We start from the raw sequence: 15,045 nt of genomic DNA, 5'->3' as shown, positions 1-15,045 counted from the left end.
CGGACTACACCCGGACGCGGGCACGCCGCCGGACCGGCCCCCCTGGGCGGGTGGGGCCGTGCGGACGGCCTGCGGGCACGGGCGGGTGGTGCGGCCTGCGCAGCACGCGGTGCGCCAGCGCGGCCCGCCGGTGCGGCGGCGCGGCCAGCACCGACGCGGCGAAGAGGGTGGCCAGCAGCGTCAGCACACCGGCCAGCACCAGCGTCTCCGGCGCGCCGATCCGCTCGCACAGCCAGCCCAGCAGCGGCGCCCCCACCGCGCCCGCGGCGGCGCCGACCGAGCCGTTGATGGCCAGCACCCGGCCGCGCATCCCGTCCGCGGTGTCCAGCTGCACCCGCGTGCTCAGCGTCGTGTCGATCACCACCGCGCCCGCCGCGATCGGCACCAGCACCACCGCGAAGCCCAGCATCCCCGGCACCACGCCGCTGACCGCCTGCAACGCGCTGGTCACCCCGGCGACCACCAGCAGCAGCCGGACGGTCAGCGCCTTGCGCGCCGCCGCGGCCAGCCCGCCCAGCACGGTGCCGACGGCGAAGACCGTGGACAGCGTCCCGTAGCTCGCGGCGCTGTCGCTCATCGCGGCCATGGTGACCTGGTAGTTGCGGCCCAGGCTGGACAGCGCGAAACCCAGCGCGAACAGCAGGAGCAGCCTGCCGCTGGCGGTGACGTGGCGCAGGCCCGCCCGCACCCCGACCTGCTCTTCCGGACTGCTCGCCAGCGGGTGCAGCTCCTCCCGGCGCACCGCCAGCACAGCGCCCACCACGGCGAAGAAGCTCAAGGCGTTGACCAGGAACAGCACCGGCGCGCCCAGCGCGGCGGCCAGCACCGCCGCGGTGCTCATGCCCAGGATGCGCCCGGTGGAGCTGAGCACCGAGCCCAGCGCCAGCGCGTTGCCCAAGTCCTCGCGGGCCACCACCTGCCCGCCGAAGCGGCCCAGCGCCGGGCCGTCGAACACGGTGATCAGACCGGCCAGCGCGGTCAGCCCGAACACCAGCGGCATCGGCGCTTCCCGCCACACCGCCAGCGCCAGCAGCGCGGCCAGCACGGCGTGCGAGGACTGGCAGGCCAGGATCACCCGGCGCACCGGGACGCGGTCGGCCAGCGACCCCGCCCACGGTCCGAGCAGGACCGAGGGCAGGGCGCTGAGCAGCACCGAGAGGCCGACGGAGGTCGCCGAGCCGGTGCGCTCCATGACGACCCAGTTCAGACCGATCAACTGCATCCACGAGCCGGTCACCGAGATCAGGTCGGCGATGGCCCACAGGCGGTAATTGCGGCCGCGCAGGGCGCGGAACATCGAAGAAGCTCCCCTGAGGACGGTGCGGGCGAGAGGCGCCCAGAACATGCTCCGTCCACTTTAAACATCGCTTTTCGGTGTTCCCGCTGGTCGATCAGGTGAACATGCTCACGTGGCGCGGTCCGCGGCCAGCGCGGCGAGCCGGTCCAGCGCCTGGCCCAGGTAGCCGTCGGTCATCTCGTGGGACTGCCCGCCGACCGCCGAGGCGTGGTCGCCGCGCACGTCCAGGTGCAGCACCGCGGTGCTCTCCGCCGGACCGTCCTCGCGGACCTCCAGCCACCCCGAGTACCCCTCGCCGTCCAGGTCGCCCCACTCCAGGCGGCGGCGCTCCTCGTCGACGGTGAAGTACCCGTCGGCCTCCTCGACGTCGTCGCCCACCGACACCCGCCCGGTGACCCGCTCCGGCCCACTCGGCTCGACCTGCACGCCATCGGGCAGCCACGCGTCCAAGGCGGAGACGTCCCGCGCGGCGTCGAACACCGCACGCGCCTGAACTGGGATCTTCTGCTCGTGCTCGAACTCAGCCATGTCGCAGCGGTACCCGCCGCGACCGGGCACTACACCGCGGCGGGCAGCCGTCGCCCCATCGCGGCCAGTTCGACCCGCGCCCGAGCGGGGGTGATCCGGCGCATCCCGGCGTCGCAGCAGCGGCGCACCACCGCAGGCTGCTCGCGCAGCAACCGCAGGCCGCGGCGCAGCAGCAGCGGCACCGGCTTGCGCGCCTCGGCCACGTCGCGGGCCAACCGCCGCGCGAAGGTCACCGACGAGCTCGGCGCGAGCACCACCGCGTCGGCCAGCACACCCGCCTCCCGGCAGCCCGCCACCAGTCGGTCCGCGAACAGCCCCTCGGCCAGGAACACGGGCGCGCCGTCCAGCACCACCGCCCGGCTGCCGACGCGGGAGTCCGAAGCGATGTCGTAGACCGGCGCCTCGACCGCGCCCGTGGTGGCCAGCGCCACCACGGCCGCCAGCGCCTCGGCGGTGTTCCAGGACCGCTCGGCGTCCCAGTCCGGTCGGCCCGCCGCGTCGCGCGGCAGCAGCGGGTCGTCACCCTCGCGGTAGAAGTCGTCCAGTCGCAGGACCGGCCAGCCCAGGTGGGCGGCGAGAGTGGACTTGCCCGAGCCCGAAGGACCCGCGAGGAGCACAACGCGCGCGTGAACGGCAGGTGACGGCACGGGACATGAGTCTCGCACACCCGAACCCGATCGCGTAGCGCCGCTGCTCGCGGTGAGGGGCGCACACCGGACGACTACAGTCGAACACGTGACCGAAAGGCTGTTCGACGAGGGCTTGTTCGGAGTCGACCCCGAGGAGCGCGAAGCCCGGATCGCCGCCAACGCGCCGCTGGCCGTCCGGATGCGGCCGCGCGACCTCGACGAGGTCGTCGGGCAGGACCACCTGCTCGGACCGGGTGCCCCGCTGCGCAGGCTGGTAGAGGGCGCCGCGCCCGCCTCGGTGATGCTCTACGGCCCGCCGGGCACCGGCAAGACCACCCTGGCCACGCTGGTCTCCCGTGCCACCGGACGGCGGTTCGCCGCGCTGTCGGCGCTGTCGGCCGGGGTGAAGGAGGTGCGCGCCGTCATCGACGAGGCGCGCCGCAGGCTGGTCCGCTCCGGCGAGTCGACCGTGCTGTTCATCGACGAGGTGCACCGGTTCTCCAAGACCCAGCAGGACGCCCTGCTCGGCGCGGTGGAGGACCGGATCGTGCTGCTGGTCGCGGCCACCACGGAGAACCCGTTCTTCTCGGTCGTCTCACCGCTGCTGTCGCGCTCGCTGGTGCTGCAGCTGCGCCCGCTCACCGACGACGCGGTGCGCCTCGTGGTCCGCCGCGCGGTCGCCGACGAACGCGGCCTCGGCGGCTCGGTGACCCTGGCCCGGGACGCCGAGGACCACCTGGTGCGGCTGGCGGGCGGTGACGCCCGGCGCGCGCTGACCGCGCTGGAGGCCGCCGCCGACGGCGTGGCGGGCGAGCTGACCCTGGAGCGGCTGGAGGCCACCGTCGACAAGGCCGCCGTGCGCTACGACCGGCAGGGCGACCAGCACTACGACGTGACCAGCGCGTTCATCAAGTCCATCCGGGGGTCCGATGTGGACGCCGCGCTGCACTACCTGGCCCGGATGATCGAGGCGGGGGAGGACCCCCGGTTCATCGCGCGCAGGCTGGTCATCCACGCCAGCGAGGACGTGGGCATGGCCGACCCGACCGCGCTGCAGACCGCTGTCGCCGCCGCGCAGGCGGTGCAGCTGATCGGCCTGCCCGAGTGCGCGCTCAACCTGGCCCAGGCCACCGTGCACCTGGCCACCGCGCCGAAGTCCAACGCGGTCACCACGGCGATCGGCGCGGCCATGGAGGACGTGCGCAAGGGCGCCACCGGCCCGGTGCCCGCGCACCTGCGCGACGGCCACTACGCGGGCGCGGCCAAGCTGGGCAACGCCCAGGGCTACCGCTACCCGCACGACGTGCCCGAGGGCGTGCTGACCCAGCAGTACCCGCCGGACGAGCTGGTCGGCCGCGACTACTACGCGCCGACCGGCCGGGGCGCGGAGCGGGTCATCGCCGAGCGGCTGCCCAGACTGCGCCGGGTGGTCCGCGGCCAGGAGTGAAAATCCGGTGCCGAGCCGGGCCGCGTCTGCCACCGTGGCCGCGTGACGGACGTCCCGGCCAACGGCCACGCCTACCTCGACTTCAACTCGCCGCTCTCCGACGTCAAGTCCTACCAGCTGATCAACGGCCTGCATCCGCTGGCGGGCGCGACGGTGGTCGACTACGGCTGCGGCTGGGGGGAGCTGCTGCTGCGCGCCGTGGAGCACGAGCCGACCGCCCGCGGCCTGGGCGTGGACAGCGACGAGCACGCCGTCCGGCGCGGGCGGGCCGCCATCGCCGCCCGAGGGCGGTCCGCGCACGTGAGCCTGGAGCCGGCCGACGTCACCACCTGGCAGGGGCCCGCCGCGGACGTGGCCATCTGCGTCGGCGCGTCGCACGCCTGGGGCGGCACCGGGCAGGCGCTGGCCGCTCTGCGCGAGCGGACCAGGCCCGGCGGCAGGCTGCTGCTGGGGGAGGGGTTCTGGGAGCGCCCGCCCACCGAGCGGGCGCTGGGGATCTTCGGCGACACCGTGCCCGGCGACCTGGCGGAGCTGGTGGACCTGGCGCTGGACAGCGGCTTCCGGCTGCTCGCGCTGACCACCGCCACGCCCGACGAGTGGGACGACTTCGAGTCCCGCTGGTGCGCGGGCCGGGAGCGCTGGCTGCTGGAGCACCCGGAGCACCCCGAGGCGGCCTCGGTGCGGGCTATCGTGGACGAGCACCGCGACGGCTGGCTCAAGGGCTACCGCGGCAGCCTCGGCTTCGCCTACCTGACCCTCGCGCGGACCTGACCCGGCCCGCGCCCGACCGCGCTTGCCGCCGTCTCCCGCCCGGCCGGGGATACCGGACGGGGGCGGCGGCGCCCGCCTCAGACGGTGCTGAGCAGCCGGATCGACTCGGTGCGGTACGCGGGCGGGGAGATGCGGCCCGCGCACCGGCTGGTGCCGCTGCTCGCGGCGGTGCTGCGGTGGACGACCACCTCGTAGAACAGGTCGATGCCGCGCACGGTCACCACGCGCGCCTCGCCGTCGTCGGTGGGAACCGGGCGCTCGTCCACGGCCAGCGCCGCGTCCAGGCCGCGCAGGCCCGCGTGCCTGCGCACCGCGATCTCGGCGTACTGCGCCCACGGCGTCGCCGCGGAGGTGCGCCCGCGCAGCTGGTCGGGCTGGACCTGACCCGCCATCGCGGCCTTGGCCACCAGCACCGCCTCACCGGGGTCGAGCTGGCCGTGCAGGAAGCCGTCGGGCACCACCAGCAGGTTGCCCGCCCAGCGGTCACCGCCGACGTGGCTGACCTCCCAGGCCCTGCCGGGGTGGTTCTCGCCGAGCACACCCGCCAGCGGGCGGCCCAGCACCGCGCAGCACATGTCCTTGGTGCCGTGCGTGCAGACCAGGAACAGCGGGCCCGCCACCGGCTCGCCGTGCCCCGGCTCGCCCCGCACCACCGCTTCCAGGTCGAGCTCGGCCAACCCGGCCAGGTCGGTGACCTCCCGCCGCTCCAGCCACCGGTTCCCCGGCACACCGCTGGCCAGGTACACCGAACGGGGGGCCGCCGGGTCGCGCCGGTGGCGGCCGGGGCGGCGGATCAGCAGCGGCCGCAGACCCGCGGCGCGCAGCGACTCCAACCGCTCCGACCCGAGCACCGGGCCGAGGGTCCGCTCCAACGCGTCGGCGGTCCACGGGCCCGGCTGCTCCACGAGCAGCCAGGACGTCATGCGCGCCGCCGTTCCGGCCGGGTTGCCGCCGAGCAGCCGCGTCACGACCGCACAGCCCGGCAACGCCTCGGAACTTACGTTAGGCATACCTAAGCTTAACGAATCACTCCGGCGCGAGCAGCCCTTGTGCGGCCAACTCCGCGAGCAGAGCGCGGGTCGTGGCTCGGTCCAGAGTCGGCAGACCCGCCTCCACCAGGGATTTCACCGAGTGGTGTGGCGCGGACAACAGGGCTTCGAGCACCGGCGCGGCGGCCGAGGCGAACACCAGCCGCTTGCCCGCCGCCGACAGCGACACCCGGTCGCCCTCCACCCGCAGCACCGCGCGTGGCACCAGCAGCCGCACCTCGGCCTCGTCGTCCGGCGGCAGCAGCGCCGCCGTCGCCGTCCACGGCAGCCCCGCGTGCGGGATCGCCGGGGCCTGGGCGTCGCGGTCGTCGAGGAACCGCTCGACCACCCCGTCGTCCAGCATGGCCAGCAGCTTCTCCCGCAGCGCCCGCGCGTGCTCGGCCTTGGCCCCGGCGCTCGCGAAGCGCGGCAGGTCGGTGCGGAACAGCTCCTCCGCCCGCGCCTGGTCGGCCAGCCAGGACACCAGGTCCACCCCGGTGGCCCGGTTGAACCCGATGGTCAGGTGCAGCGACTCCGAGCCGACCGCGGAGACGTCGTGCCAGTGCCCGCGCGGCACGTACAGCACGTCGCCGTCTTCGAGCATGAAGTCGTCCAGCGGCTCGTCGGAGGGCCGCCGCGGCAGCTCCACGTCCCGCTGCAGCGGAGCGGGCCGGGTCACCCCGTGCACCCGCCAGCGCTTGCGCCCGGAGATCTGGACGATGATCGCGTCGTGGTCGTCCCAGTGCACGTCGAAGCCGTGCGTGACGCCCCAGCCCGCGTACAGGTTGACCTGGACCCGTTCCCGCAGCTCGTGCTCCAGCCGCGCGGCCAGCTCGCCGACCGGCTCGAACAGCTCGTTGACCGAGTCCAGCACCAGGGTGGCGCCGCCGCGCATCTTCTCGGCGAACCGCTCGGGCAGCAGCCGGGGGACCAGACCGGTGCGCCGGGTCTGCACCATCTCCGTGTAGGTGTGGGCGGGCACCACCTCACCGCCCTGCGCCAGGCGCAGGCGGGGGAAGTCCAACCGGTGCTGCCGCAGCACCCGGTTGACCTCCGACCACGGCAGCAGCTCGGCGAAGCGCCCGGCACGGCCGGGGAACCTGCGGTAGGTCCGGCCCTGCACCGCGTCGAAGAACTGGCTGACCTCGACCGGTGCGACGAGGTCAGCCAGGGTCGGGACGGTCACTCAGTCGTTGCCGTCGTTGTCGGCCACCGCGCCGTTGGCCTTGCCGCGGTCCACCGCGCCGGGCAACGCCTCCACACCGAGCAGCAGACCGCTGGAAGGCGCTTCGTACGTGGTCTCGTGCTCCTGAGCCATGTGCCAATCCTCCCTGGGGGTGGTGCACTGCACTGCGAAGATCACGCTACGGCAGCGGGAGGTCCCGGTCATCGGTCATCCGAGTACTTCTCACTACCCGGCGCTCACCTGGGCGGCCCCATCGCCAGCAGTTCGGAGACGGTGACGAACCGGTAGCCGCGCTCGCGGAGCCGGTCCACGATCGGCCCGATCGCGTCCCGGCTGGCCTGCCTGCCCTGGTACATGCTGTGCAGCAGGACGATCGAGCCGGGGCGGGCGTTGTCCACCACGTGCCGGGCGGTGGCCTCGGCGCTGCGGTCGACCTCGGGGTAGGAGTTGGGCTCCACGTCCCACATGACCGTCGTGCGGCCGTGCTGGTCGAGGTAGCGCGGCAGGACCAGCAGCTTCTTGCCGTTGGGCGGGCGGAAGGTGATCGGCCCCCGGTAGCCGGTGGCGCGGATCAGCTCGTCGGTGCGCTCGACCTCGTCGGCCACCCGGCCCGGCGTCACGAACACCATGCGGTCGTGGGAGAAGGAGTGGTTGCCGATCTCGTGGCCCGCCTCGGCGACGGCCCGGCCCAGCTCGGGGTGCGCGGCCAGCTCGTGCCCGGTCAGGTAGAAGGTGGCCGGTACCTCCCGCGCGGCCAGCTCGTCCAGCGTCCGCCGCGCCCCGGCGGGGTCGGGGCCGTCGTCGAAGGTCAGCGCGACCACCTTCGCCGAGGTCTCCACGGAGCTGACCAGACCGCCGTAGAACTGGAACGTCCGCGCGCCGGCGAGCTGCCACAAACCCAAGCCGCACAGCGGGGTCAGCACCACGACAACCGCTAACGCGACGACCAGCCTCCGCGCGCGCGTGTTGGTGGGGAAGAAACGCATCGGCGAAGGATGCCGGCACCTGCCCACATGCCCAGGCGTGGGGCCCGCACGGCGAACCGAGATCCACCAGAGGCCGATCGGGCGACGCGCGGTAACCTTGACCCCTCATCCGCGCCCGTACGCTCACCAGGAGGATCCGTGTCGCCAGGGCAGATCGCCGCGCTGGTCGCCGCCGGTGCGTTCGTGCTGCTGGTGATCCTGCTGGCGATCCCGCTGATCAAGCTCGGGCGCACGCTCGACGAGGCCACGATCGCCATCCGCAAGGCGCACCAGAACAGCGACCCCATCTTCAGCGGGGCGAACACCACGATCACGCACGTGAACGCGCAGCTGGAGCGGGTGGACGGCATCACCGCCAACGCGCGCGCCGTCACCGGCAACGTCTCCGCGCTCACCTCGCTGTTCACCGCCACCCTCGGCGGGCCGCTGGTCAAGGCCGCGGCGCTGTCCTACGGCGTCAGCAAGGCCATCCGCGCCCGCCGCAAGGCGAGCGAAGCCCCCGGCAAGCACCTGCGCCGCCGCACCGCCCGCGGGGGGAAGCGATGAGGCGGCTGTTCTGGTTCGGGCTGGGCATCGCCGCGGGCGTGGCCGCCACCCGCAAGGCCAACCAGGCCGCGCACGCCGCCACGCCCGCGGGCATCGGCGCCAACGTCGGCGAGGGCCTGCGCGAGCTGGCGGGCGCCATCGGCTCCTTCGGCGCCGAGGTGCGCGCGGGCATGAGCGAGCGCGAGCAGGAGCTGCAGCGGACCGTGGAGCGCCAGACGGGCTTCACGCCGGGTCGGCGAGCGCGCAGGGCGAACGACTGAGCAGGTCGTTCGCCTCCGCCGCGCCCTGATTCCACCACCACCCGAGGAACCACCGTGCAGACCCACGAGATCATCAAGCGCTTCCGCGAGCACTTCGAGCGGGCCGGGCACGCGGTCGTGCCCAGCGCCTCGCTGATCCTGGACGACCCGAACCTGCTGTTCGTCAACGCGGGCATGGTGCCCTTCAAGCCCTACTTCCTGGGCGAGGCCCCGCCGCCGTGGCCGCGCGCCACCAGCGTGCAGAAGTGCGTGCGCACCCCGGACATCGACGAGGTCGGCAAGACCACCCGCCACAACACCTTCTTCCAGATGGCGGGCAACTTCTCGTTCGGCGACTACTTCAAGGAAGACGCCATCCGGCTGGCCTGGGAGCTGATCACCAACCCCCAGGACCAGGGCGGCTACGGGTTCGACCCGGAGCGCATCTGGGTGACCGTCTACCTGGACGACGACGAGGCCATCGAGCTGTGGCAGAAGGTCGCGGGCCTGCCGCTGGAGCGCATCCAGCGCCGCGGCATGGCCGACAACTTCTGGTCCATGGGCGTGCCCGGTCCGTGCGGCCCGTGCTCGGAGATCTACTACGACCGGGGCCCCGAGTACGGCGCCGAGGGCGGCCCGATCGCCGACGAGAGCCGGTACCTGGAGATCTGGAACCTGGTCTTCATGCAGAACGAGCGGGGCGCCGGGTCGGGCAAGGAGGACTTCCCGATCCTGGGCGACCTGCCCGCCAAGAGCATCGACACCGGCATGGGCGTCGAGCGGGTCGCGCTGCTGCTGCAGGACGTGGACAACGTCTACGAGACCGACCTGGTGCGCCCGGTCATCCAGAAGGCCGAGGAGCTGTCCGGCCGCAAGTACGGCGCCAACGAGGTCGACGACGTCCGCTTCCGCGTCATCGCCGACCACGCCCGCAGCGGCGTGCTGATCGTCGGCGACGGCGTCACCCCCGGCAACGAGGCCCGCGGCTACGTGCTGCGCCGCCTGCTGCGCCGGATCATCCGCTCGGCCCGCCTGCTCGGCGTGACCGAGCCGGTGCTGGTGCGCTTCGCCGAGGTGGTCCGCGACGCGATGGGCCCCACCTACCCGGAGCTGGTCAGCGGCTTCGACCGGATCGCCCAGGTGCTCAAGGCCGAGGAGGACACCTTCCTGCGCACCCTCGAGGCGGGCTCGCGGATCTTCGACACCGCCGCCGCCCAGGTCAAGGCGGACGGCCGCGCCACGCTGCCCGGCGACAAGGCCTTCCAGCTGCACGACACCTACGGCTTCCCCATCGACCTCACCCTGGAGATGGCCGCCGAGGCGGGCCTGAGCGTGGACGAGGACGGCTTCCGCAAGCTGATGGCCGAGCAGCGCGCCCGCGCCAAGGCCGACGCCGCGGGCAAGAAGACCGGCCACGGCGACCAGACCGTCTACCGCGAGCTGCTGGAGCTGGGCGCCACCGAGTTCACCGGCTACACCGAGCTGGCCTCCGAGGCCACGCTGCGCGGCATCGTCCGCGAGGGCAAGCGGGTCCGCTCGGCCAAGGAAGGCGACATCGTCGAGGTCGTGCTCGACCGCACCCCGCTGTACGCCGAGTCCGGCGGCCAGGAGAGCGACGCGGGCACCATCGTCTCCGGCAACGCCGAGCTGGAGGTCGTCGACGTCCAGAAGGTGGCCCGCAAGCTGTGGGTGCACCAGGTGCGCGTGCTCTCCGGCGAGATCGCCGAGGGCGAGCACGTCGAGGCCCGCGTCGACCCGGAGTGGCGCGTCGGCGCCCGCCAGGGCCACTCGGGCACGCACGTGGTGCACGCCGCCCTGCGCCAGGTGCTCGGCCCGTCGGCCCTGCAGAGCGGCTCCTACAACAAGCCGGGTTACCTGCGGCTGGACTTCGCCTGGACCGGCGGCCTGTCGGAGGAGACGCGCAGCGAGATCGAGGAGGTCTCCAACCTCGCGGTCCGCAAGGACCTGCCGGTGCGCGTGGTCTACACCGACATGGGCGGCGCCCAGGAGATGGGCGCGGTCGCCCTGTTCGGCGAGACCTACGACGAGACCGTGCGCGTGGTGGAGATCGGCGGCCCCTGGTCGCGCGAGCTGTGCGGTGGCACGCACGTGGAGCACTCGTCCCAGATCGGCCCGATCACCATGATCGGCGAGTCGTCGGTCGGCTCGGGCGTGCGGCGCCTGGAGGCCTACGTCGGCATCGAGGCGTTCAAGTACCTGGCCCAGGAGCGGGCCCTGGTGCAGAACGTCGCCGCCATGCTGAAGGTCCCCGACGTCGAGGTGCCCGCCCGCGTCGAGGCCCTGGTGGAGCGGCTGCGCGCGGCCGAGAAGGAGCTGGAGCGCGTCCGCGCCGCCCAGCTCGTCGCCTCCGCCGGGTCGCTGGCCGACCAGGCCCTGGACGTGCGCGGCGTGGCCGTGGTGGCGCTGGCCCTGCCGGAGGGCACCTCCGGCGGCGACGTGCGCACCATCGCCACCGAGGTGCGCGGCAGGCTGGGCGAGCGGCCCGGCGTGGTCGCCCTGTTCGCCCCGGACGGCGGCAAGGTCAGCTTCGTGGTGGCCACCACCTCCGCCGCCCGCGACCTCGGGCTGGCCGCGGGCAAGCTGGTGCCCGCCTTCGCCCCGGCCGTGGGCGGGCGCGGCGGCGGCAAGCCGGACATGGCCCAGGGCGGCGGCACCAACCCCGGTGGGATCGCCGAGGCCGTGGCCGCCGTGCGGGCCGAGGTGGAACGCGCCCTTGAGCAGCGCTGACCGTCCCGGCGTCGACGACCCCGGCCTCGGCAGGAGGCTGGGGGTCGACGTCGGGGCGGTGCGGGTCGGGGTCGCGCTGAGCGACCCGAGCGCGTTCCTGGCCACCCCGCTGGTCACCCTGGCCCGCGACGAGAAGGGCGGTCGGGACCTCGCGGACCTGGCCGCCCTGGTCGCCGAGCACGACGTGGTGGAGGTCGTGGTCGGCCTGCCGCGCACGCTCGCGGGCAAGGACGGGCCGGCGGCGCAGGCCGCGGTGGCGTACGCTGCTGGGTTGGCTGAACGCGTCGCCCCGGTGCCGGTGCGGTTGACCGACGAACGGCTGACCACGGTGACGGCGAGCCGGGTGCTCGCCGAGCGTGGGGTACGAGGCAAGAAGCGACGTGCTGTCGTGGACCAGGCTGCCGCGGTCGAGATCCTGCAGTCCTGGCTGGACGCGCGGGCGCGACACGTGGCCCGAGCCGCTCAGGAGCGGGCCCCCGGAGCTAAGGACGGCTCGTGAACGACGACCTCGGGTTGTTCAACGATCCCGATGAACGGCCGCGCGGACGTGCGGGCGCGGCCCGGCGGGGCAGGCGCAAGCGCACGGTCCTGTGGGTCGTGGTGGCGCTGGTGCTGGGGATCGGCGGCGTCGGTGCGTACTACGGCTACCGCACGCTCAGCGGCATCGGCTCGTGGGACGACTACGCGGGCACGGGTGAGACCGACGTGGTGATCGAGGTCAAGGACGGCGACCCGGTCGGCACGATCGCCACCACGCTCAAGGAGCAGGACGTGGTGGCCAGCGCGCGGGCGTTCACCGAGGCGGGCAAGGACGACGCCAGGGTCACCGCCATCCAGCCGGGCTTCTACCTGATGAAGACCAAGATGTCCGGCGAGGCCGCGGTGGCCAGGATGGTCGACCCGAAGACCAAGGTGGTGCCGCTGGAGGTCCGCGGCGGCAACATCCTGCACGACATCACCGCGCCCGACGGCAAGGTCACCCCCGGCGTGCTGGCCAAGCTGTCCGAGGCGTCGTGCGTCGAGCTGGACGGGGCGAAGAAGTGCGTCACGCCGCAGGAGCTGCGCGACGCGGCGGAGAACGCCGACCCGGCCGCGCTGGGCGTGCCGGACTGGGCGCTGGCCGACTTCACCAAGGCCCCCAAGGAGAACCGGCTGGAGGGCCTGATCGTGCCCGGCCTCTACCACCTCAAGCCCGGCGCGAACGCGGCCGAGCTGCTCAAGAGCGTGGTCACCACGTCGGTGACCCGGCTGCAGGGCTACGGCATCCCGGCCAACACCAGGAACACCGGCTACCGGCCCTACGAGGTCCTGACCATCGCCTCGCTGATCGAGAAGGAGGGGCTGGCCAAGGACTTCGGCAAGATCTCGCGGGTCATCCAGTCCCGGCTGGCGATCGGGCAGATCCTCCAGCTCGACTCCACGGTCAACTACAAGCTGGAGCGGCCGATCATCACCACCAGCGACGAGGACCGCGGTCGCTCCGGGCCGTACAACACCTACCAGGTCACCGGCCTGCCGCCGACGCCGATCGGCTCGCCGAGCCGGGAGGCCGTCGAGGCGGCCATCAACCCCGAGCCGGGGCCGTGGCTGTACTTCGTGAAGTGCCAGAAGGACGGCACCACCTGCTTCACCGAGACCTTCGACGAGCACAAGCAGGTCGCCGCCAAGGCGCAGCGCGAGGGGGTCTTCTGACCGTGTCCCGCCGCGCCGCGGTCATCGGCTCGCCGGTGTCGCACTCGCTCTCGCCCGTGCTGCACAACGCCTGCTTCGCCGAGCTGGGCCTGGACTGGTCCTACGACCGGGTCGAGTGCGCGGCCGACGGGGTGGCCGGGCTGGTCGCCGGGTTGGGCCCGGAGTGGGCCGGGCTGTCGGTGACCATGCCCGCCAAGCGCGCGGCGCTGGCGGTGGCCTCGTCGGCCACGCCGAGGGCGGAGCTGGTGGGCGCGGCGAACACGCTGGTGCCGCGCGACGGCGGCTGGCGGGCGGACTGCACCGACGTGGACGGCGTGACCGGCGCGCTGCGCGCCGCGTGCGGCTTCACCTCCGGGTCGACCGCGCTGCTGCTGGGCGCCGGGGGCACCGCCACGGCCGCGCTGGTGGCGCTGGCGTCGGTGGGGGTGCGGTCGGTGTCGCTGGTGGTGCGCGACCCGGCGCGGGCGGTCGAGGCGGTCGCCTGCGCGCGGCGGGCGGGCGTGGCGCTGGACGTGGTGGCGTGGGCGGAGGCGGACTTCGCCGCGCTGGCGGCCGGGTCGGACGTCCTGGTCAGCACCGTGCCGCCAGCGGCGACCGGGCCGATCGCCGACGCGCTGGCGCTGGCCCCGTGCGCGCTGGACGTGATCTACCACCCGTGGCCGACACCGCTGGCCGAGGCGGTCGGCCGGGCGGGTCGACCGCTGGCCACCGGTCTGGACATGCTGCTGCACCAGGCGTTCGGTCAGGCCGAGCAGTTCACCGGGCAGCCCGCGCCGCGCGAGGCGATGCGCAAGGCGCTGCGCGCGGCGACCGGGGAGCTGCTCCCGCTGCCCCTGTAGTCCTCACAACGCTTGGCGCAGCACGCGCAGGTGGGCGGCGCGCAGCTGCGGACCGGGGTCGACGCCCAGCTCGGCGGCCAGCCGTTCGCGCACCCGGTCGAACAGCCGCAGCGCCGCGGCCTGCTGCCCGGAGCGGGCCAGCGCCAGCAGGTGGGCGGCCTGCACCCCCTCGTGCAGCGGCTCGTGGTGGGCCAGCTCGATCAGTGACGGCGTGAGCGCCCCGGCCCGCTCCTGCCGCAGCACCAGCTCGGTGTGCGCGAGTACCGCGGCGATGCGCTGCTGGTGCAGCGCCACGGCGGTGGGGTGCTGCCGCACCGCGTCGGGCAGGTCGGCCAGCACCGGCCCGCGCCACAGCCGCACCGCCTCGGCGAGCCGGGCGGGGTCGTCGTGGTCGCCGGTCAGCTCGGCGAAGCGGACCAGGTCCAGCTGCCGGGCGTCGGCGACCAGCCGGTAGCCGTGCCCGACCCGCTCGACCCGGCACAGCCGCCGCACGCGGGCCGCGTAGTTGTGCACCAGGTGCGCGTGCGACAGCGGCGGTCTGCCCGACCACAGCACCTCGATGATCTCCTCCCGCCCGACCACCCGGTTCGGGTGCAGGGCCAGCAGGCCCAGCAGGCAGCGCTGCATCAGCGGCACCCCGCGCACCGGCTCGCCGCCGCGCCGCACCACCAGCGGGCCCAGCACGCCCAGCCGCGTCGCGGGCCGCCCGCCCAGGTAGGCGGCCGGGTCCAGGCCCACGGTCGCGGCCAGCCGGTGCAGCGAGGCCGGTCTGGGCGCCGACACCTGGCCGCTCTCGATGTAGCGCACGGCGCGCACGCTGATCCCCGCGCGCAACGCGACTTCCCGCTGGGTCAAGCCGAGCCGGGCGCGGCGCGCGCGCAGCTCCTCACCGAACGTCTTCGTCCCCATCTTCCCTTACCCCCCGCATCAAAGTAACCGAGGAATCCGACGCACGGGATCGGGCGGCGGAAGGGGCGATCGAGCGGTCGATTTTCCTCTTCCTGCCGCTGGGCGGACCGTTTTGCCTGCTGGCGGGCATTCGATTCGGCGGAGCGCCGGTGGAGAAATCTTTTCCCGTCGATCAATAGCATTGTCCGGGCAAGGTCGAA

16 protein-coding genes are annotated in these 15,045 nt (G+C 73.9%); 8 read left to right on the top strand and 8 right to left on the bottom strand.

Translation table 11 applies throughout. From position 1 onward, the window contains the following. Window positions 1-4: 4 nt before the first annotated feature. The 3 genes from JOF41_RS20145 to JOF41_RS20135 form a co-directional block, all read right to left on the bottom strand. Complete coding sequence (locus JOF41_RS20145; RefSeq protein WP_209621127.1) at window positions 5-1,297, bottom strand: MFS transporter; 1,293 nt, start codon at window positions 1,295-1,297, stop codon at window positions 5-7. A 108-nt stretch (window positions 1,298-1,405) separates the two neighbouring features. Next, the gene (locus JOF41_RS20140; RefSeq protein WP_189224720.1) at window positions 1,406-1,825 is read right to left on the bottom strand and encodes an SRPBCC family protein; all 420 of its coding nucleotides are present in this window, start codon (window positions 1,823-1,825) and stop codon (window positions 1,406-1,408) included. 29 nt (window positions 1,826-1,854) lie between these two features. Next, the gene (locus tag JOF41_RS20135; RefSeq protein WP_307867474.1) at window positions 1,855-2,442 is read right to left on the bottom strand and encodes a uridine kinase family protein; all 588 of its coding nucleotides are present in this window, start codon (window positions 2,440-2,442) and stop codon (window positions 1,855-1,857) included. A gap of 118 nt (window positions 2,443-2,560) precedes the next feature. Between JOF41_RS20135 and JOF41_RS20130 the strand changes: the two genes are divergently transcribed. Continuing rightward, window positions 2,561-3,901: a replication-associated recombination protein A gene (locus tag JOF41_RS20130; RefSeq protein ID WP_209621123.1), complete on the top strand. Its 1,341-nt coding sequence runs from the start codon at window positions 2,561-2,563 to the stop codon at window positions 3,899-3,901. Between the two features lie 42 nt (window positions 3,902-3,943). Next, on the top strand, window positions 3,944-4,672 hold the full coding sequence (locus JOF41_RS20125) for an SAM-dependent methyltransferase (RefSeq protein WP_209621119.1): 729 nt from the start codon (window positions 3,944-3,946) through the stop codon (window positions 4,670-4,672). Between the two features lie 77 nt (window positions 4,673-4,749). Here JOF41_RS20125 and JOF41_RS20120 read toward each other — a convergent pair whose 3' ends face one another. The 4 genes from JOF41_RS20120 to JOF41_RS20110 form a co-directional block, all read right to left on the bottom strand. After that, window positions 4,750-5,640, bottom strand: a complete 891-nt coding sequence (locus JOF41_RS20120) for a ferredoxin family protein (protein WP_307867473.1) — start codon at window positions 5,638-5,640, stop codon at window positions 4,750-4,752. 58 nt (window positions 5,641-5,698) lie between these two features. Beyond that, complete coding sequence (locus tag JOF41_RS20115) at window positions 5,699-6,886, bottom strand: cupin domain-containing protein (protein WP_189224716.1); 1,188 nt, start codon at window positions 6,884-6,886, stop codon at window positions 5,699-5,701. Continuing rightward, window positions 6,887-7,018: a hypothetical protein gene (locus JOF41_RS37885; protein WP_268248770.1), complete on the bottom strand. Its 132-nt coding sequence runs from the start codon at window positions 7,016-7,018 to the stop codon at window positions 6,887-6,889. A 104-nt stretch (window positions 7,019-7,122) separates the two neighbouring features. Further along, complete coding sequence (locus JOF41_RS20110; RefSeq protein WP_209621113.1) at window positions 7,123-7,872, bottom strand: polysaccharide deacetylase family protein; 750 nt, start codon at window positions 7,870-7,872, stop codon at window positions 7,123-7,125. 138 nt (window positions 7,873-8,010) lie between these two features. Between JOF41_RS20110 and JOF41_RS20105 the strand changes: the two genes are divergently transcribed. From JOF41_RS20105 to JOF41_RS20080, 6 genes are read left to right on the top strand one after another with little or no spacing between them, the layout of a single operon-like run. After that, window positions 8,011-8,418, top strand: coding sequence for a DUF948 domain-containing protein (locus JOF41_RS20105; RefSeq protein ID WP_189224714.1), 408 nt, complete (start codon window positions 8,011-8,013; stop codon window positions 8,416-8,418). Continuing rightward, entirely contained in the window at window positions 8,415-8,678 is a 264-nt protein-coding gene (locus JOF41_RS20100; protein ID WP_189224713.1) for a hypothetical protein, read from the top strand. The genes JOF41_RS20105 and JOF41_RS20100 overlap by 4 nt, the downstream gene beginning before the upstream one ends. A 54-nt stretch (window positions 8,679-8,732) precedes the next feature. Then, entirely contained in the window at window positions 8,733-11,405 is a 2,673-nt protein-coding gene (gene alaS, locus JOF41_RS20095) for an alanine--tRNA ligase (protein ID WP_209621110.1), read from the top strand. Further along, window positions 11,392-11,904, top strand: coding sequence for a Holliday junction resolvase RuvX (gene ruvX, locus JOF41_RS20090; protein WP_189224711.1), 513 nt, complete (start codon window positions 11,392-11,394; stop codon window positions 11,902-11,904). The genes alaS and ruvX overlap by 14 nt, the downstream gene beginning before the upstream one ends. After that, a complete protein-coding gene (gene mltG, locus JOF41_RS20085; RefSeq protein WP_189224710.1) occupies window positions 11,901-13,097 on the top strand; it encodes an endolytic transglycosylase MltG in 1,197 nt (398 codons plus the stop codon). The genes ruvX and mltG overlap by 4 nt, the downstream gene beginning before the upstream one ends. After that, on the top strand, window positions 13,094-13,936 hold the full coding sequence (locus tag JOF41_RS20080; RefSeq protein WP_189224872.1) for a shikimate dehydrogenase: 843 nt from the start codon (window positions 13,094-13,096) through the stop codon (window positions 13,934-13,936). The genes mltG and JOF41_RS20080 overlap by 4 nt, the downstream gene beginning before the upstream one ends. A 3-nt stretch (window positions 13,937-13,939) precedes the next feature. On the opposite strand, the gene JOF41_RS20075 is transcribed toward JOF41_RS20080, so the two are convergent. Next, entirely contained in the window at window positions 13,940-14,845 is a 906-nt protein-coding gene (locus tag JOF41_RS20075) for a BTAD domain-containing putative transcriptional regulator (protein ID WP_189224709.1), read from the bottom strand. Between the last annotated feature and the right edge of the window lie 200 nt (window positions 14,846-15,045).

It is taken from the genome of Saccharothrix coeruleofusca (assembly GCF_017876325.1).
Taxonomy (GTDB): Bacteria; Actinomycetota; Actinomycetes; order Mycobacteriales; family Pseudonocardiaceae; genus Actinosynnema; species Actinosynnema coeruleofuscum.
This window is presented reverse-complemented; position numbering and strand designations above follow the sequence as displayed.